Consider the following 18831-nt stretch of genomic DNA (forward strand, 5'->3'; position numbering starts at 1 on the left):
AAAGTGATTGTTTTTGTACAATACGGAAGTGCTTCTGTGGTGATTTTAAATACTTCGTTTTATTTCTCCCATTCTGTATGGAAGATTCCCTCGCGGTCTAATCTTTCGTAGGTGTGAGATCCAAAATAATCTCGTTGTGCTTGTATAAGATTAAGTGGTAATCTCGTAGAAGTATATGCGTCAAAATACGTTAACGAGTTTGATACTCCAGGAAGCGGGATGCCATTTATAGCTCCATAAGCAACAAGTTCTCTAGCCGAGTCTACCGTGCTTTGTATCTTCTTGATAAACGATGGAGATAATAAAAGGTTAGGTAGCTCTGTGTCTTCTGTAAAGGCATCTGTGATATCTGCAAGGAGCTTTGCTCTTATAATACATCCAGCTCTCCATATTTTTGCAATTACCGCAATATCGAGGTCATATCCATATTCCTTAGACGCGTCTGCTAGCTGATGCAAACCTTGAGCATAAGTAATGATGTAAGAGAAATAAAGTGCTTCTTCTGTAAGCTTAGTTAGCTTTTCTTTATCCATTGTTGCCACTTCTGGACGATCGTACAGAGAATCTGCAATGGTGCGCTCATCTTTAAGTGCAGAGATTTCTCTCATACTCACAGCGATATCGATAGAAGGTACGGGAATACCTAGGTCCATCGCATTTTGTGAGGTCCATTTTCCTGTTCCTTTCTGTTTTGCTTTATCAAGAATCTGGTCTACAAGGTCACCACTAGTAATGGTGTCTTTTTCGGCAAAAATTTCTGATGTAATTTCTACTAAGAAGGATTGTAGTCGTCCTTCATTCCATGATTTATAGGTTTCGTGCAGTTCTTGATTAGATAAGTTGCCTGCTTTTTTAAGCACGTCGTATATCTCAGAAGTAAGTTGCATAAGTCCGTATTCAATACCGTTATGCACCATTTTTACATAGTTTCCAGCAGATTTAGGTCCTAAGTAAGCAACACAAGGTTCTCCGTTATATTTGGCAGATACTGCTTCAAAAATGGGCTGTACCGCTGCATATCCTGGTTTTGATCCTCCAGGCATGATGCTAGGTCCTATACGTGCGCCTTTGGCTCCTCCAGAAACTCCTGCTCCAAAAAAGTGAATTCCTTTTTCAGATAAGTAAGCTTCTCTTCGGTCGGTATCTGTAAAGAAAGAGTTTCCTCCGTCTATAATAATGTCTCCTTTATCTAAGTGTGGTAGTAAACTTTCTATGACGATGTCTACTACTTTACCTGCAGGTACTAGTAGCATGATCTTACGTGGGGATGCTAACGCTTTCGCGAAAGCGGATACATCAACCGTCGCATCTACGCGTTTTGGGTCGCCGCCTTCCTCAATAAGCGCTTTTACTTTTTCTGGGTCAAGGTCATTGCCCATCGCGCTAAAGCCATTATCGGCTACATTTAATATAAAGTTACGTCCCATTACGCCCAGTCCAACTAAGCCAAAATCATAAGAATTTTCCATAAATACAGTTTCATTCCCCACAAATGAACCCAGAAAAGTGAGTCAAATTTAGAAGTGGGCATTGCTCTTCAAAAATAGTGGAAAAATAATTGTTTTTGTGAGTAAGTGGTAGGGAAGTCGGTTGGGAATGGACGAAAGTTTCAATACTTTTGAAGCACCTTAAATAAGTCATTCATATGCGCAAGACAGAGAATCAGTTATTAGTCATTTTTGGCGCCTCGGGTGACCTCACTGCCCGAAAATTAGTTCCTGCATTATACAAGCTTTATAAAGATAAACACCTGCCTGAGCATTTTGCCGTGTTGGGCGTAGCGCGTAGTTTTATGACCGATGAGGAGTTTAGAAAGCGTGTTGTGCTAGAAAGTAAATACTTAGATGACAGTGAGGAATTTCTTGCTACATTTTCTGAGAAACTATTTTATGAAGATCTCCATAAAAAGTACGATGTAGATTACCGTGAGCTCAATGAGCGCATACAAGATATCAATACCGCATACCAGTGTGATAATAATATCATCTTTTACTTATCTACACCTCCTAGTTTGTTTGAAGCCATTGCAAAGAATCTTACTGCAAAAGGACTTAATGATGAGCGTCTAGGCTGGAAACGACTTATAGTAGAAAAACCTTTTGGCTACAGTCTGGAGACCGCAAAGTCACTCAACGAGGGATTACACAGATATTTTAAAGAATCGCAGATTTACAGAATAGATCATTATTTAGGTAAAGAGACCGTTCAAAACATACTTGTAACTCGATTTGCAAATAGCATTTTTGAGCCCTTATGGAATCGTGATTACATAGATCACGTAGAGATTACAAATGCAGAGAGTGGAGGCGTAGAGTCTCGCGGTGGTTATTATGATAAGTCCGGAGCATTGCGAGATATGTTTCAAAGTCACTTATTACAGCTTGTTGCATTAATAGTAATGGAGCCACCATTAAGTGCAGATCCAGAAGAAATACGTAACGAAAAATTAAAAGCACTCAAGTCATTACGATTAATGACTGACCCAGAAGTGCTTGATAAAAATACGATACGCGGACAGTATTTAAGCAGTGAGATAGATGGTGAGCGTGTAAATAGTTACCGTGAGGAAGAAGATGTAGATCCAGATAGTATTACAGAAACCTATGCTGCGGTTAAGTTTTTTGTAGATAACTGGCGCTGGGCAGATGTTCCTTTTTATGTGCGTACGGCAAAACGTATGCCTACTAAGGTTACAGAAGTTGTGATACACTTCAAGTCACCGCACCACCAGATCTTTAAAAACTCAGACATTAATAAGGATAATAAACTCATCATACGTATTCAACCTGATGAGGGTATCTTAGTAAAGTTTGGTGTGAAAGTGCCAGGACAAGGATTTAAGGTAGAGCGTGGTAATCTTGATTTTTACTACTCTAGCTTAGGTGATACAGATATTATGGAAGCTTACGAACGTCTATTGCTTGATGCAATGCAAGGTGATGCTACTTTATATTCTCGTGCAGACGAGGTAGAAGCAGCATGGAGATTTACAGATCCTATACTTGAATATTGGACAAGTCGTGATGTAAAGATGTATGGATATGCGGCAGGAGTCTGGGGTCCAGAATTTGCAGATGATCTTATAGAAGGTCAAGGCGGCTGGCGTAATCCAGGAGCACATCTAGCAGACGATCCAGGATACTGTGTGATAGAATAATAATATTGAGTTGTTACCCATTTTAACTAGCGTTCTGCGGTTGTAATTATAGAATAGAAAACAATGACACTACATATATCAAAAACAAAGCAAGAAGTAGCACAAGATTTTGCTACTTATTTAATGGAAGCTGCAAGTGGTAAAGAGCGTTTTACTGTTGCACTATCTGGAGGAAGTACTCCTAAAATTGTTTTTGACTTACTTGCAGAGAAGCATACAGATGCCGACTGGTCTAAGTTCCAATTTTATTGGGGTGATGAGCGTTGTGTTGCTCCTACAGATGAGCAAAGCAATTACAAAATGACCGTCGATCATTTGTTTTCAAAAATCAATATCCCTGCGGGAAATATACATCGCATCCTTGGCGAAAATAATCCAGAAGCAGAAGCTATACGCTATGCAGAGGTTTTAGAAAGTACGCTCGCTACGGAAAATGAGGTGCCTCAATTTGATTTAGTGATACTAGGTATGGGAGATGATGGTCACACTGCATCTATATTTCCTCATGAGATAGAGCTTTGGGACTCATCAAACTGGTGCGAAGTGGCGACACATCCAGAATCTGGACAACAACGCGTGAGTATTACGGGCGATATTATCAATAATGCGCAAGCTGTTGCATTTCTAGTTACTGGAGCTTCAAAAGAAGAAAAGGTGAAAACAATCATTAATCAAGAAGAAGATTTTAGAGATTATCCAGCAAGTCTTGTTTCACCACTCTCTGGAGAACTTCATTGGTTTATGGACGAAGATGCAGCAAGTGGGTTAGATCAATAGTTTTATCCGAAAATAATAATATGTTGTCGTAATTTATATCTTATGAAAGTAGCTAGTTGTATTGTCTTTTTTCTTTTTGCAATAACAATACATGCTCAAGATGTAATTACAGGGACACTGCTAGCTAGACAAGACAGTCTTGCCATCGAGAATGCCTCTGTCTATTTTAATAATACCACAATTGGCGCTATATCTAATGCGCAAGGAGATTTCAAAATCACTAGAGATAATGCGATACAAACCGAACTTATTATAAGTGTTTTAGGTTTTGAGACGCTTATTATCCCTCACAATCAACTTGGCTCTTTAGGAACTTTATATCTTAAAGAAAGTATCGATTCACTAGATGAGGTAATATTAGATGACGATACTTGGTCAAGAGAACGTAAAATGAGAGCTTTTAAAAAGCACTTTATAGGTCCGGTATTAAATACAAAGGGTGTCAAGATTCTCAATGAAAAAGATATCCGGTTGAGATACAGCGCTACTAACGGGATGCTGTATGCAGACAGCAATGTGCCTATTAGGATTAGAAATAAAAACTTGGGGTATCTCGTATCTTATGATCTCATGGACTTTGAGGTTACTTATGAGAAAAGTCTCAATGGATTTAATATGGCAAGAAAGTCCTTTTTTGTAGGGACTGTGTTTTTTGAAAATATTAAAGAAAAAACGAGCCGTAAGATTTTAAAAAATAGAACTGCAGAATATAAAGGCTCACTACTTCACTTTCTAAGAGCGCTACGCGATCATAAATTGGTAGAAGAAAAGTATAGAGTTTTTCTAGGCAAATATGAGACTGCTCCATATGCGCCTTTTAAAATAATTGCAACAGATAAAGGACATGAAGTAACCCTTCTTGAAGAAGATATCCAGATTCTTTATAACCAAGACGAGCAATCAAAACTTGAAGCTACAGCTTCATTTTTTATTGATTCATTCGGAAATCACAGTCCTGTTGATGTATTGTATACAGGCGGTGCGATGGCAGCACGTAAGGTAGGAGCAATGCTACCTCTCACTTTTGAACTAGCAGAAGAATAGTATGCTAATTTTTTAACTTTTCGCTTAGATTAATATTTGAAAATTACGCTTTCGCGAAAGCGTACTAATCTTCACAAAGCACCACTTAATATAGTATTTTTGCAATCTTAAATTTATATTATGATTGCAGTAGATAACCTTGCCGTTGAGTTTAGCGGAGACACACTTTTTGCAGATGTTTCTTTCTCTATTAATGAGAATGATAAAATTGCCCTAATGGGTAAAAACGGAGCTGGTAAGTCTACCATGATGAAAATTATCGCAGGAGCATTAAAACCTACTCGTGGTAACGTACGAACTCCTAAGGATGCAGTCATAGCATACTTACCACAGCACTTACTTACAGATGATGATTGTACGGTAATGGAGGAGGCTTCTAAGGCTTTTTCTACTGTTTTTACAATGAAGGAGGAGATGGCTCGTCTTAACAAGGAGCTTGAAACTCGTACAGATTATGAGTCTAAGGAATACATGGACATCATCACGAAGGTGACAGATCTTGGCGAGAAGTTTTATGCGATTGAGGAGGTAAATTATGAAGAGGAAGTTGAGAAAGCGTTAAAAGGACTTGGGTTTAAACGTGAGGATTTTACAAGACCTACGAGCGAATTTTCTGGAGGATGGCGCATGCGTATTGAGCTAGCCAAAATCTTACTACAAAAACCAGATCTTATCTTACTGGATGAGCCTACAAACCACGTAGATATTGAGTCTGTGATATGGTTAGAGGATTTCTTGTTGAATAAGGCAAAGGCTGTCGTTGTGATTTCTCACGATAAGGCGTTTATTGATAATATTACAAATCGTACGATAGAGGTTACAATGGGACGCATTTACGATTATAAAGCAAATTACTCACACTATCTTGAGTTACGTGCAGATCGTCGTACACATCAAATCAAAGCCTACCAAGAGCAGCAAAAATTTATTGCAGATAACCAGGCATTTATAGATCGTTTTAAAGGAACCTATAGTAAGACCAACCAAGTTTCTTCTCGTGAGCGTATGCTAGAAAAGCTTACCATCATTGAGATTGATGAGGTAGATAACTCAGCACTAGCATTGAGATTTCCACCAGCGCCTAGGTCTGGAGATTTTCCTGTAAAAGTGAAAGATCTTACTAAGAAGTATGACAATCATACGGTCTTTAGTAGTGCAAATATGGATATCGCTCGAGGCGAAAAAGTGAGTTTTGTAGGTAGAAATGGCGAGGGTAAATCAACGATGATTAAAGCCATACTTGGTGAAATCGAGGTAGAAGGTGCTTGCGAACTAGGACATAATGTAAAAGTGGGTTATTTTGCTCAAAATCAGGCTGCATTATTAGATCCAGATCTTACCGTTTTCCAAACCGTAGATGAGGTTGCCAAAGGCGATATGCGCACGCAGATTAAAAATATATTAGGTCGCTTTATGTTTTCAGGAGACAGCCTTGATAAAAAGGTAAGTGTACTTTCTGGAGGAGAGAAAACGCGACTAGCGATGGTGAAGTTACTTCTTGATCCGGTAAACTTATTAATACTGGATGAGCCTACAAACCACCTAGATATCAAGTCTAAAGATGTTTTAAAGGAGGCACTACAAACCTTTGATGGAACACTTATCCTAGTTTCTCACGATCGTGATTTCTTACAAGGCTTATCTAAAAAGGTATTTGAATTTAAGGAGAAGCGCGTTATTGAGCACTTTGAAAGCATAGACGATTTCTTAAAAAGAAACCGTATTGAAAATCTTAAAGAAATAGATTTAATGAAGTCTTAAGTCGCTCTAGGTAACGAGCGACTTAAGACCTAAGTTTTAATACATCGTATTAGGATTTGCAGATTTTTTTGGAATTTGCTGTATAGCATCCCAGTGTTCTACGATTTTCCCATTGGTGTCAAATCTAAAAAAGTCCATCGTGATGTATTGATCATCGTCTGGCCATATTTGATGCGTATGTAAGGATACAAGGTCACCTTCGGCAATGGCGCGTACAAAGTTGATTGATTTTTCTGGATACTCAGCCTGCATTCTTTCAAAGTAAGATATGAATCCTTCGGTTCCATTTTCTACGTCGGGATTGTGCTGTATATATTCATCACCAACGTATAAAGAAACCGCCTCTCGCGGATTTCCCTCATATGCCATTTTGTAAAAAGCGATGGCATTTTCTTTCATGGTTTCGGTTTTAGACATGATGTGGCTTTTAATGATTAAACTGATTACCGTCATTTACTTCGACCCAATATCCATCTGGATCTTGGAAGTATAGTTGGCGTACTTTATCTGGACGTGTTGAAATTTGGTTAGCACTTCCTGGCCAGTCGTAGTAGTTGAGGTTTCGTTTTTCTATGCTTTCGCGAAAGCGGTCAAAATCACCTACAGCCAGTGCAATATGTACACCTTTAGGTATTTTCTTATCTAGGCTATCTACTTCAATAATATGTAATTCTTGTAAAGTCCCTAGTCTAAACCACCTTATGTGTGGCTGCTCTGTACCATCTTTAATTTCTTTCAAACCAAAGACCTCTTGATAAAAAGCCACACTTTCATCCAGATCTGCTACGTTAATCGCATAATGATCTATCGCAACTTGAAATCCTGACGCTGAGTCTAGATTAGTGGGTGTTGTACTTGTTTTTTCTGTACATGAGAAAAAACATAACGCAGTAACTGTAAGAGCTACTGCGTTTATAAATAATTTATTTTTCATCATTATTTTCCTTGGTTTACTGGCGGCGGTCCTGCTGGTACAATCGCTTCGTACACGGCATCACCTTTACGTTCTTTATATTCTGCTTTAACTTCTCTTACTAGCGTAGGATCTTCAAAAAGATCAAGCATCGTCATGCTCATTGCTTTACTAGCATATGTCATTCCTTTGTGACCAATAGACATCCCTCCACAAGCAACGACAGCCCATGAGTGCCACGGTGTATCCTTAGGAGCAGTGGTAACACCAAGGTTAATATTTGCTACATTCCAGCTCACATCACCTACATCTGTACTACCGCCACCTGGATTTTCTCTAGTTGCTTCAAGTGGTTTGATAGTGCTATCCATACCTACCTGAGGCTTTCCAGTTACTTCTTGAATTTTTTTACCAAAGGCAATTTCTTCTGGCGTATAATTTATAGGCCCTAGAAGCTCAAGATTGTTTTGCATTACTGCTCCACCAGTTCTATTGACGAGTACTTCATAAATCCCAGAAATAAGAGATACTTTATAATCTACATCTGCGAGGATGGCTGCGCCTTCAACCATTTCTTGTAAGCGTTCATACACGGGCATCATCCCTTTACGTTCTGTGTCGCGCACGCGCATCCATAGACGCGAGTAATCTGGAACTACATTTACCACTTGACCACCATCTTGTATGTGGTAGTGCATGCGTACGGTAGGTTTTACGTGCTCACGATAATAGTTTACACCTGTTGTATAAATTTCAAGTGCATCAGAGGCAGAGCGTCCATTCCATGGGTCTGCGCTGGCGTGTGCTGCTTGACCAAAAAATTCTATTTTAAAATCTACCAGCGCGAGAGAGCTTTGTACATCTGCTTTCATTTCTGCTGCTGGGTGCCAAGAAATATTTACATCTACATCATCCCAAAGACCTTCTCGTACCATCCATATTTTCCCAAAGAATTTCTCTTCAGAAGGTGTTCCCATAAATTTTACGGTTCCTTTGATTTTTCCGGCTTCTATTTGTTCTTTAATGGCAATGGCAGCACCTAAACTCGCTGCGCCAAACATATTGTGACCACAGCCATGACCAGGCTCGCCTTCGTTAAGCGGATTTTTAGTTGGCTCTGTTTTTTGAGAAAGTCCTGGTAGTGCATCAAACTCTCCCAAAACACTAATTACAGGACTTCCAGATCCATACGTAGCGACAAAAGCCGTAGGCATTCCTGCAACGCCACGATCTACTTTAAATCCATTTTTCTCAGCATAACTGGCTAGAATTTCAGCCGACTGGGTTTCTTCAAAAGCAGTCTCGGCGATAGACCATATCTCATCAGAAATGCGGATGAGTTCTTTTTCATGTTTTTCAACAGCCGCGATTACTGCTTGTTTGTTTTTTGATAGTTGTTGAGCAGAGACGCTTAGCGTGATCATACTCAAAATGTAGAGGAGTGTCAATTTTTTCATTAAAGTCTAACATTTTGGTTGGTAGCTTCTAAGATACACAAAATCAAAACTCCAGAAAATGTTATCGTTACGATAGGTTGCGGCTTATCACTCCATACCATAATAATGCAGCCCACGCCCAACATATAATCGCATATATAACTCTCAGAATATGTACAGAATGTAGTTTGTTGCGTAGAAAGTGCCAAGCAAGTCCAGCCCAGATAAAGCCAAAAGACCAAAACATCCCAACACCTATAGTTGCTGGCCATACCCAATCGCCTGTCCAATCATTAAGGGTGGGATAGGAGGTAAATAAGAATGAAACGGGATAATACAGTAACGCTCCTAGAATTCCCATACTAAAGAGTCCCATAGGAAGTATTGCTACAAAAGCTATGATGGAGAATCTGGTAGTGTATGATAAGGACTTCCAGAAAGTGAGTATGGGTGCTAGCATGGTTGATTGTTAGCTACTAATATATGAAAAGTACGCTTTCGCGAAAGAATAATGAAGGAAGGTTACAGCAACATACTAGTATTATTTGGAGTTATGTGTAATCTTTTTAAGGAAGCCATTAATTGTTATAAGGGTAAACCTATATTATTTAAAGTTTGAAATTAGCTAAGCTCTAGCAGGTTTGGAGTGTGGATATTTAGTCTAACGGATGTTTTATTTCAAAGTACTTTCAAAAACTCCTATATATTCCAAAACCTCAGTTGATTTTAATTTAGATTTTTGACTATTTATTCCCTTTTCAAATATTAAAACAAGTACTTTCTTGTTTAGTTCTGTTTTTAAATGTTTTATGCTTTCTGGGTTTTGTATCATTCCACATAGATATTCAACTTTGTTACCCTCAGTAATTGTTTCAATAAAATCTCCATCCAAATAACAGTTTAAATCAGATTTCATTTTCCATTTTGGATTACTACTTTCCCAAATTTCGTAATCTCTATCAGATACAGATTCATCAGGTTCAGGTTCCCAATATGATTCAGTATAAGATGTCGCGTCTTTTCTAGTTTTAAAGTCTCCTAAAAAAACGTGTACCTTCATATTTTTGATATTTTTCTCAAATTTATGTACAATAACCCATGGTATAAAAGAAATACACTTCCTAATAGCTAAAGGAATTCCTGATTCACTTTAATGCCTAGTCCCATTTATTCGACCTAAATATACAATGAATTTGCATACAGAGCGTAGCGTTCAAAAAGGTGTTTGCAATAAGCACATTTTCGCGAAAGTGTAAAAAGAAAAGCTATACGATACCGCCATTTGCGTATAGCACTTGGCTAGAGACCCATTTTGAGTCATCGCTTACCATAAAGAGAACCGCTTTTGCGATATCTTCTGGTTGTGCAAGTTTGTTAAATGGGGATTTACTTTTAAGTTGCTCAATAAATTCGGCAGATTTGCCTTCTACAAATAAATCGGTTTCTGTAGGGCCAGGAGCAATACAGTTTACAGAAATACCACGTCCTATTTCTTGACTTACCACCCGCGTCATTTGCTCAACAGCTGCTTTGGTAGCCGAGTAAATAGCGTAGCTGGGCAACATCATTTTTGTAGTACTAGATGAAAAATTAAGGATAGTTCCGTTGTCAGAAAGGTCGTGGTATGCGCGTTGCATGGTGTTAAATACACCTCTCACATTTACATCAAATTGTGATGTAAAATCATCTTGCTCAATAAGTTGAAAAGGCTTGTTTTTCATGATACCTGCACAGTTGATAAGCACATCTACTTTGCCGTAATGAGCAATGGTTTTATCAAATAACACCTGTACATGTTCTGGATTACTTACATCTGCTTTTATAGCAATCGCATCACCGCCGTTCTCTTTGATAGTTTTTAATGTTTCAGAAGCCTCTTTGTCGCTTGATGCATAATTAATGACCACTTTTGCGCCATTTGCAGCAAGTAGTTTTGCTGTCGCGCTGCCTATACCTTTTGACGATCCTGTGATGAGTATTACTTTATTAAGTGAGTTAGTCATGGTTTTCGGTTTTAAGTGTATAGGTATTAAGAAGTTGGTACACAGCAATTATAAGCAAAGCTATGGCAATATATACGAGCATCATTTTAGGCTCGGGACGTATTAAATATTCTGTGAGTAGTCCACCTAGCATTGTTCCCGTTAGTAGTAAATATCCTAAAATATGAGTAACCTCTCTTTTTCTTGTAAGCGTAAGCGAGAGAATAAGTAGTATAGCCGTTATTAACTCTACAATTCCCGTCACGTATCGCGCGATGTTGTTTGGGATTCCTATTACCTCATTAAAATTAGAAAAACCTTTAACGCTTTGCTCAAGACCTATCAGTTTTGGTAATGCAAAATATCCTATTGCCACAATGGTTATTATGGTTAGTATTTTTGCTATAGTTGTTGTTTTCATAATTATTTTTAAAACAAATCTCTAGTAAGTACGAGACGCGTCAAAAGTAATTATGTGTTCTTTGTGAAAATTTTGGCAGCGTTGTTAAACCTACTTTATTTTGTAAGGTTTTTGAATTTTACTACCTGTGTAGTTGCGCTTTCGCGAAAGCGTACTAAGCCACCGCTTCCTTATACGTCTTCAAACAACGCTCTCTAGCTTCTTTGTGATCTACCATTTTCTCAGGATACTTATCCGTATCATGCTCTGGAATCCACTTTGAGATGTATTCTTTTTGCTTGTCAAATTTATCCACCTGCGTCATAGGATTAAATATGCGGAAGTAAGGTGCTGCATCCACTCCAGAACCTGCTGCCCACTGCCAGTTTCCTACGTTTGAACTCATGTCGTAATCCAGTAATTTTTCGGCAAAATAGGTTTCTCCCCATCGCCAGTCTATAAGTAAGTGTTTGCATAAAAAGCTCGCCACCAGCATGCGCACTCTGTTGTGCATATACCCCGTAGCATTGAGTTCGCGCATACCAGCATCTACTAGTAAGTAACCAGTTTCACCATTTTTCCACTTTTCAAATTCATCTTCGTTATTACGCCAGTCTATACGGTCGTATTTTGATCTGAAGGCTTTATCCTTTGTATGTGGAAAGTGATACAGAATTTGCATAAAAAACTCCCTCCATATGAGTTCGCTCCAGAAAATCTCATTGGTTTCAGCGATGGCTTTTTTCATCATTTTACGCACACTCACCGTCCCAAAACGCAAATGCGGACCTAAATGTGAGGTGCCATCTTGCGCAGGGAAGTTGCGTGTATCTTCATAATTCTGGATAAGAGTAGGAGTGACGTCATACTCGGGAACTTCAATAGATGATTTTTCAAACCCCATGTCTGATAAACTCAGATTGGGCAGGCGACTGTGTTCTATAAGATTGTCGAGATGCTGGGAAGTATAGTGTATGGTAAGATCTTTATCTGCATCAAAGCGTTCTTTCCACTTATTCTTAAATGGTGTGTAGACTACGTATGGATCACCATCGCCTTTAACCACCTCGTCTTTTTCAAAAATCACTTGATCTTTGAAGGTCTTAAATTCAATATCATTTTCTTCTAGCAATGATGTAATCGCCTCATCTCTCTCCTTTGCATATGGCTCATAATCACGATTTGTAAAAACCGTAGCTATCTCATAATCTTTACTAAGCTGCTTGAAAATCTTTTCTGGTGTGTCATAATACATGGCTAGCGAGCTACCATGCTCATCCTGCAAGGTGTTACGCATTTTTTGCAGCGTTTCAAAAATGAACGTCACACGAGCATCATCTTTTGGTAATTTATCGAGAATTTCTTTATCAAAAATGAAGATAGGAAGCACGGGTAGATCACCTTTTAGTGCTTCAAGAAATCCTACGTTATCATCTAATCGTAAATCACGACGAAACCAAAAAATATTTACTTTATTACTGCTCATAATTGTTGCATAAGAAAGCTCAAAGATACTAATCGCATCTCTGAGCCTTGTGAAAATGAGTTTTACGCTTTCGCGAAAGCGTACCACCCATAATTAATAATTGTAGGGGTTTAATTTACGTTAAGCGTGCTCATTCCTCCATCTACACCGATTACTTGTCCGGTTATCCAAGAGCTCTCATCACCTAATAAAAAGGCCGCGATGTTTGCAATGTCTTGGCTAGTTCCTACGCGTTTAAGTGGGTGACGAGCGTCCATCATTTCTTTTTTCTTGTCATTGCTCAGTAACCTTTTGGCAAGTGGAGTATCTGTAAGCGATGGAGCAATCACGTTTACTCTAAGCTTTGGAGCATACTCGGCTGCTAGTGCTTTTGCAAAACCTTCGATAGCGCCTTTTGCTGCCGCTACACTCGTGTGGAAAGGCATACCTACCTTTACTGCTACGGTACTAAAGAATACTAAACTCGCTTGCTCAGATTTCTTTAAATGTTCCATAACCTGATGCACTACTTTAATCATACTCAAAAAGTTAAGCTCCATGTCATCCCTAAAAGTGTCTACACTCAGCATTTTAAAAGGCTTGAGGTTGATGGTCCCAGGGCAGAATACAAAACCATCGATATGATCCGGCAGCTGACTCAAATCTAGTTCATCCTTTTCTGTGTCGTACTCGATGTAATTTACATCAAGATTTCCTAGATTTTCATTGGTACGCGATGCAACGTATACAGTGTGATCGTGATGCAGTTTGCTGGCTATTTCAAAACCAATCCCGTGACTTCCTCCTATTAATAGTATATTCTTTCCCATAATATTGTTTGTTATTGCGGTAATGCAGTTATGCGATTATATCTTGTTTTAAAGTTGTGGTAGTATCTGTAGGAGCTTTGTACACTCCAAATTTTTCTTCTAATGCTTTCTTTCTATATTCAAAAATCTCATCAAGCTTAGGTTGCACGAGATAGGGATGTGCTAGTCTACCCAAAAATCCTGCAGGTACCGCATAGTCTACAATGTCTTCCATCTCTACACCTCCCGGTATTGCTTTGATAAAGTGCTTATGATGCCATAATGCATATGGACCATATTTTTGCTCATCTACAAAGTACTCTCCTTCCTTCACACTTATAATCTCTGTCACCCACTTCATCTTAATATTAGAAATAGGAGTTACCGTATATTGTATGAGCTGTCCTGCATATACAGGTCTATCTGCACCAGATAAGATATTAAAGTTCATATATGATGGCGTGATGGTGCCTAGATTACGGGCATTTGATAAGAAATTCCAAGCCTCCTCCACAGAGATAGGAACATTTTGCTTGGTATGTATTTGGTAGATTTTCATAGACTATTTATTGAGAGTTTAAAAATACAATCAAAATGTTTAATTACAAGCGCATAAAGGTTAAACAAAAATTAAATTAAAATAGCTTTCGGTTTCCAGACTTATAAGTTGAGGACTTCAGAGGTACCTTAAGTAGGCGGCTGCGTCAATAGTGAGTGCAAAATTTCAAACAAATTATATGAATAAACAGTAGTAATCCTTTTTAAGAGAATGCGTTGATATTAAGATTTTGTTAACACTTAGCCTTTGAGAACGCCTTATTTTTGTGAGAGACTTTTTCGCGAAAGCGTAAGAAGCACCTTAACTAATAAAACAACAATGATGAAAAAATTACTTTTTGTAGCTTTCTTAGGTCTTATGACTGCTGGAGTTACTGCACAAATTGACACACCAGCACCTAGCCCTGCGGCCAAAGTGATGCAAGTTGTAGGCCTTACAGATGTTACACTAGAATACTCACGTCCAGCTATGAGAGGACGTACTATTATGGGAGATCTAGTTCCTTACGGTGCAATGTGGCGTACGGGAGCAAATGCAAATTCTACGGTAAGTTTTTCTACTCCAGTAACAGTAGGAGGGAAAGAGCTTAAAGCAGGTTCTTATGCTGTATACACAAAGCCTATGCAAGATGCATGGGAAGTATATTTTTATACAGATACAAGCAACTGGGGAACTCCAGCAACTTGGGATGAAAGTAAAGTAGCAGCGAGTGTAACTGCAAAAGTGCAGACTACTAATATGGCTGCAGAGTCATTTACTATGGGCATCAACCACATTAATAATGATGGTGCACACTTAACAATGCAGTGGGATAAAACGTATGTTGCAGTACCTTTTAATGTACCAGCAAACGAGACTGTAATGGCTCAGATTGATAAAATCATGGCTGGACCGGGAATGGGCGATTACTATGCAGCAGCAGTTTACCTTTCAAGCACTGGGCAATCTCTAGAAAAAGCCAACACTTATATGGAGAAAGCAATGGCTATGAACAAAGACCCTAAGTTCTGGCAACTACGCCAGCAGTCTTTATTACTTGCAAAAGTGGGTAATAAAAAAGGTGCTATCAAGGCAGCAAAAGCATCTCTAGAAGGAGCTAAGAAAGCAAAGAATCAAGATTATATCAAGATGAATATGGACTCTCTAAAAGAATGGGGAGCTATGTAAATTATTCTTTTTCGCTTTCGCGAAAATAGGAAAGCCCTCACTAGAGGGCTTTTTTTATGTATAATAGTTCAAAAGCAACATATTTTACGAGTAAAAAGAGCGACCCATTATCTATCTAACTTCGCAGCTCTTTGTATCTTTGTGTAACTTTTAAAAACAAATTATGAGTTCATACGATGTAGCCGTTATAGGCTCTGGTCCTGGTGGGTATGTTGCAGCAATACGCTGTGCACAACTAGGAATGAAAACTGCAATTATAGAAAAATATAGTACACTAGGAGGAACATGTCTTAACGTAGGGTGTATCCCTTCTAAGGCGCTTCTAGACTCATCACACCACTATGAAGATGCCATCAAGCACTTTGAAGAGCACGGTATCGAGGTAGGTGATGTAAAATTTAACCTAGAGAAAATGATCTCGCGCAAGCAAGGTGTTGTAGATACTACTACAAAGGGTATCGAGTTCTTGATGGGTAAAAATAGCATAGACGTTTATCAAGGGGTAGGTTCTTTTAAAGATGCTACGCATATCAATATCACAGGAGAAAAGAACGAAACTATTGAGGCAAAAAATACCATTATTGCCACAGGTTCTAAGCCTAGTACATTACCTTTTATCACACTAGATAAGGAACGTATCATTACTTCTACAGAGGCGTTAAAACTTCCAGAAGTACCTAAGCACCTTGTTGTGATAGGTGGAGGAGTGATAGGTCTTGAGCTTGGACAAGTATATAAGCGTCTAGGTGCAGAAGTAACCGTAGTAGAGTATATGGATCGCATAATCCCTACTATGGATAGTGCGCAAAGTAAAGAACTACTTAAAGTCTTCAAGAAGCAAAAAATGAAATTTGCACTTTCTCACGGTGTTACTGCTGTAGAGAGAAACGGAGATGAGGTTACTGTAAAAGCTACAGATAAGAAAGGTAAAGAAGTTGAGTTTAAGGCAGATTACGTGCTTGTAGCCGTAGGACGTCGTGCTTATACAGATGGTCTTAATCTTGATGCCGTAGGTATTAAAACAGATGAGAGAGGAAAAGTTGAGGTAAACGAGCACTTGCAAACTAATGTGTCAAACATTTATGCAATAGGAGACGTGATAAAAGGAGCGATGCTCGCTCACAAAGCCGAAGAAGAAGGAACACTCGTTGCCGAAATTATGGCAGGTCAAAAACCTCACATTGATTATAACTTAATTCCAGGTGTTGTGTACACATGGCCAGAAGTTGCCTCAGTAGGTAAAACTGAGGAGCAACTTAAAGAAGCTGGTGTAGCATACAAGTCTGGACAGTTCCCTATGCGTGCACTAGGACGTAGCCGCGCAAGTGGAGATACCGATGGATTTGTAAAAATCCTTGCAGATAAAACTACAGATGAGGTACTAGGAGTACACATGGTAGGAGCTCGTGTAGCAGATCTTATTGCTGAAGGTGTAACCGCAATGGAATTCCGTGCAAGTGCAGAAGATATTGCACGCATGAGCCACGCACACCCTACATATGCAGAAGCTGTAAAAGAAGCAGCACTAGCTGCTACGGAAGACAGAGCGTTACACGTGTAATCACAGTAACATATTATAGAGTACTAAAAAACCTGCTAGTGATAGCAGGTTTTTTTTTTGGTTTGTGGGTTATTACTCTCGTAAAGGAGTGCTATAGAAGTGTTTGTTTCAGTATTTTACAGTATTAAGTTGTGGAATAATTTGTAATATAATTATGTCGAATTATTTTCCTTGCATTTCTAAGATTTTATTTAGTATCAGTAAGCATCTATTTAGAGTTAATACGATAATACATAATGCAAAAATATCATAGTAAAAAATGTTTTTAATTAGTTCCTTGGGTAATACAAGTTTAAAAGAATATCCAATGAATGCTATAAGAATCAATGATTTGATGCTATTTCTCAAAATTCTTGTCGTTTCAAAATATAAGTCAGATGCAAAGAATAAATTGAAAATACTGTCATCAGCTGAAGTACTTTCTTTCGATACTTTGGAACTACTTTTAAAGGTTATAAGTAGAGTCAATAATGTAAGAATAAAACCACCTGCAGTAAAACTCACATTAGCCAAGTCCGATGAAATTGAAACAGAGCGTTCTGATTGCGCAAGTGGAAGGCAAAATTTCAACTGAATTAATAATACAATGAAACTTATTGAAATCGAAATAAGATAATCATAAAACACAGGTCTTTTAAAATAGTAATCTAGTATCATTAATTAAAACTAATCATAAATTCATTAAAATCCTCTTCAACTAACTCATATAGGTGACGTTTTTTCTTTATACTTTTCATTTCCACTTCATACTCTAGTTCTTTTTTACCTTTAAGAAGATTAAAGAAATCTTCTTCACCATCTTTGTTTTCATATTTCACCGTAAAGTCATCAAAGCAATCAATATGGAATGGACATTTTTTAAACTTTTGAATTAGTGTAGTGACCATTGAGTTAGCTTCTCTATTTAATTCTTCACTTATAACATTGCTACCTGGTGTCTGAAAAAAGGTTTCGATTTTTATATAATTCGGTTTTAATCTATTTCCAATCGTATTAATACCCGTAAAGTATTGCCCTTTAATGTCATTATCCATTTGAGCAATTTTACTTGGTTGTATTTTAATTTGCATATTTAGTACATTTCTCAGGCTCTTTAGAGTTTTGTCAATTGTATTGCTTAGATATAAATTTGTTTCAAGGGCTTTTGATAGTTTAAGTTTATCCTTCGCAACGTTCCTCAAATAATATTCAATATCAGACATCCTTGGGCCATAATGATTATACTCAATGCAGACTATAGAATAATCTCTACTATAGTCTATAAAGAAATGTGTTTCTTCTGCTATTGAACCTAAAGTCTTAATTGGAACCAATTCAAATTTATCAGCGGGCTTTATTTTTGGTATTCGACCAGAACGTAAAAGTGCTAAGGAACATCGTATTCTTCTATCTTTTGGAATAAATACAGCACTGGTCATAAAAAGTTCTCTTGGACTTTCGTTTTTTCTATTTCTATGTTTGTCAATTAAATATCCTTGACCATTATGCAATTCGTTTGTCAAAAAGGTTACAGTTTCTTTTAAAATATTAGAGCTATTATATTCATTTTCTAAGTGGGAATATGGTTTGAATCTTACTGAATAAAAGTGAAACCTTAGTATTTCCTTTGCCATACGTTGTTTAGTCTAATTTTAATATTATATTTTTATTTAAAAGCCAATCAATAAAGTGAGCAGATATTTATTACAATAGCTACTGATTCTGTCTTTTATTTGATTTCTAAATATACACACTAGACCCCATCGAATGTGTTTTTACTTTCAACGTTATCAACATCTTATGCACTAAGGGTGAATGGCT

General features: G+C 37.9%; 19 protein-coding genes. 7 read left to right on the plus strand and 12 right to left on the minus strand.

The window, feature by feature from the left end:
* Positions 1-59: 59 nt before the first annotated feature.
* Complete coding sequence (gene gndA / locus SJY23_RS10880) at positions 60-1469, minus strand: NADP-dependent phosphogluconate dehydrogenase (protein ID WP_396596359.1); 1410 nt, start codon at positions 1467-1469, stop codon at positions 60-62.
* A gap of 176 nt (positions 1470-1645) precedes the next feature.
* Here gndA and zwf point away from each other — a divergent pair, with 176 nt between their 5' ends.
* From zwf to SJY23_RS10900, 4 genes are all read left to right on the plus strand, one after another.
* Entirely contained in the window at positions 1646-3157 is a 1512-nt protein-coding gene (zwf, locus tag SJY23_RS10885) for a glucose-6-phosphate dehydrogenase (protein WP_396596360.1), read from the plus strand.
* A gap of 63 nt (positions 3158-3220) precedes the next feature.
* A complete protein-coding gene (pgl, locus tag SJY23_RS10890) occupies positions 3221-3934 on the plus strand; it encodes a 6-phosphogluconolactonase (protein WP_396596361.1) in 714 nt (237 codons plus the stop codon).
* A gap of 42 nt (positions 3935-3976) precedes the next feature.
* Positions 3977-4978: a carboxypeptidase-like regulatory domain-containing protein gene (locus tag SJY23_RS10895; RefSeq protein ID WP_396596362.1), complete on the plus strand. Its 1002-nt coding sequence runs from the start codon at positions 3977-3979 to the stop codon at positions 4976-4978.
* A gap of 120 nt (positions 4979-5098) precedes the next feature.
* Positions 5099-6739 carry an ABC-F family ATP-binding cassette domain-containing protein gene (locus tag SJY23_RS10900; RefSeq protein ID WP_396596363.1) on the plus strand — a complete coding sequence of 547 codons (1641 nt, stop codon included), beginning with the start codon at positions 5099-5101 and terminating at the stop codon, positions 6737-6739.
* 36 nt (positions 6740-6775) lie between these two features.
* Here the strand turns inward: SJY23_RS10900 and SJY23_RS10905 are convergent, their stop codons facing one another.
* The 10 genes from SJY23_RS10905 to SJY23_RS10950 form a co-directional block, all read right to left on the minus strand.
* Positions 6776-7156 carry a nuclear transport factor 2 family protein gene (locus SJY23_RS10905; protein WP_396596364.1) on the minus strand — a complete coding sequence of 127 codons (381 nt, stop codon included), beginning with the start codon at positions 7154-7156 and terminating at the stop codon, positions 6776-6778.
* A gap of 10 nt (positions 7157-7166) precedes the next feature.
* Positions 7167-7676, minus strand: coding sequence for a VOC family protein (locus SJY23_RS10910; protein WP_396596365.1), 510 nt, complete (start codon positions 7674-7676; stop codon positions 7167-7169).
* Positions 7676-9109: an amidohydrolase gene (locus SJY23_RS10915; RefSeq protein WP_396596366.1), complete on the minus strand. Its 1434-nt coding sequence runs from the start codon at positions 9107-9109 to the stop codon at positions 7676-7678. The genes SJY23_RS10910 and SJY23_RS10915 overlap by 1 nt, the downstream gene beginning before the upstream one ends.
* A 67-nt stretch (positions 9110-9176) precedes the next feature.
* Complete coding sequence (locus SJY23_RS10920) at positions 9177-9548, minus strand: hypothetical protein (RefSeq protein ID WP_396596367.1); 372 nt, start codon at positions 9546-9548, stop codon at positions 9177-9179.
* A 213-nt stretch (positions 9549-9761) separates the two neighbouring features.
* Positions 9762-10148, minus strand: coding sequence for a hypothetical protein (locus SJY23_RS10925; RefSeq protein WP_396596368.1), 387 nt, complete (start codon positions 10146-10148; stop codon positions 9762-9764).
* A gap of 205 nt (positions 10149-10353) precedes the next feature.
* The gene (locus SJY23_RS10930) at positions 10354-11091 is read right to left on the minus strand and encodes an SDR family oxidoreductase (RefSeq protein ID WP_396596369.1); all 738 of its coding nucleotides are present in this window, start codon (positions 11089-11091) and stop codon (positions 10354-10356) included.
* The gene (locus tag SJY23_RS10935; protein WP_396596370.1) at positions 11084-11491 is read right to left on the minus strand and encodes a DoxX family protein; all 408 of its coding nucleotides are present in this window, start codon (positions 11489-11491) and stop codon (positions 11084-11086) included. Before SJY23_RS10935 ends, SJY23_RS10930 begins: the two co-directional genes overlap by 8 nt.
* A gap of 154 nt (positions 11492-11645) precedes the next feature.
* Positions 11646-12956 (minus strand): cryptochrome/photolyase family protein, encoded by a 1311-nt coding sequence (locus tag SJY23_RS10940; RefSeq protein ID WP_396596371.1) that lies wholly within the window; start codon positions 12954-12956, stop codon positions 11646-11648.
* Positions 12957-13066: 110 nt separating this feature from the next.
* A complete protein-coding gene (locus SJY23_RS10945; protein WP_035337459.1) occupies positions 13067-13765 on the minus strand; it encodes an SDR family NAD(P)-dependent oxidoreductase in 699 nt (232 codons plus the stop codon).
* Between the two features lie 28 nt (positions 13766-13793).
* Positions 13794-14303, minus strand: coding sequence for an SRPBCC family protein (locus SJY23_RS10950; RefSeq protein WP_035337456.1), 510 nt, complete (start codon positions 14301-14303; stop codon positions 13794-13796).
* 321 nt (positions 14304-14624) lie between these two features.
* On the opposite strand from SJY23_RS10950, the gene SJY23_RS10955 reads away from it, so the two are divergent.
* From SJY23_RS10955 to SJY23_RS10965, 3 genes are all read left to right on the plus strand, one after another.
* Positions 14625-15470 (plus strand): DUF2911 domain-containing protein, encoded by an 846-nt coding sequence (locus tag SJY23_RS10955; protein ID WP_396596372.1) that lies wholly within the window; start codon positions 14625-14627, stop codon positions 15468-15470.
* Positions 15471-15633: 163 nt separating this feature from the next.
* Positions 15634-17031 (plus strand): dihydrolipoyl dehydrogenase, encoded by a 1398-nt coding sequence (lpdA, locus tag SJY23_RS10960; RefSeq protein ID WP_396596373.1) that lies wholly within the window; start codon positions 15634-15636, stop codon positions 17029-17031.
* Positions 17032-17290: 259 nt separating this feature from the next.
* Positions 17291-17605 carry a hypothetical protein gene (locus tag SJY23_RS10965; RefSeq protein ID WP_396596374.1) on the plus strand — a complete coding sequence of 105 codons (315 nt, stop codon included), beginning with the start codon at positions 17291-17293 and terminating at the stop codon, positions 17603-17605.
* An 82-nt stretch (positions 17606-17687) separates the two neighbouring features.
* Here the strand turns inward: SJY23_RS10965 and SJY23_RS10970 are convergent, their stop codons facing one another.
* Positions 17688-18644, minus strand: a complete 957-nt coding sequence (locus SJY23_RS10970) for a hypothetical protein (RefSeq protein ID WP_396596375.1) — start codon at positions 18642-18644, stop codon at positions 17688-17690.
* Positions 18645-18831: the final 187 nt, after the last annotated feature.

The sequence above is a fragment of the Dokdonia sp. R86516 genome, assembly GCF_044596715.1.
In the GTDB taxonomy this organism is placed as follows: domain Bacteria; phylum Bacteroidota; class Bacteroidia; order Flavobacteriales; family Flavobacteriaceae; genus Dokdonia.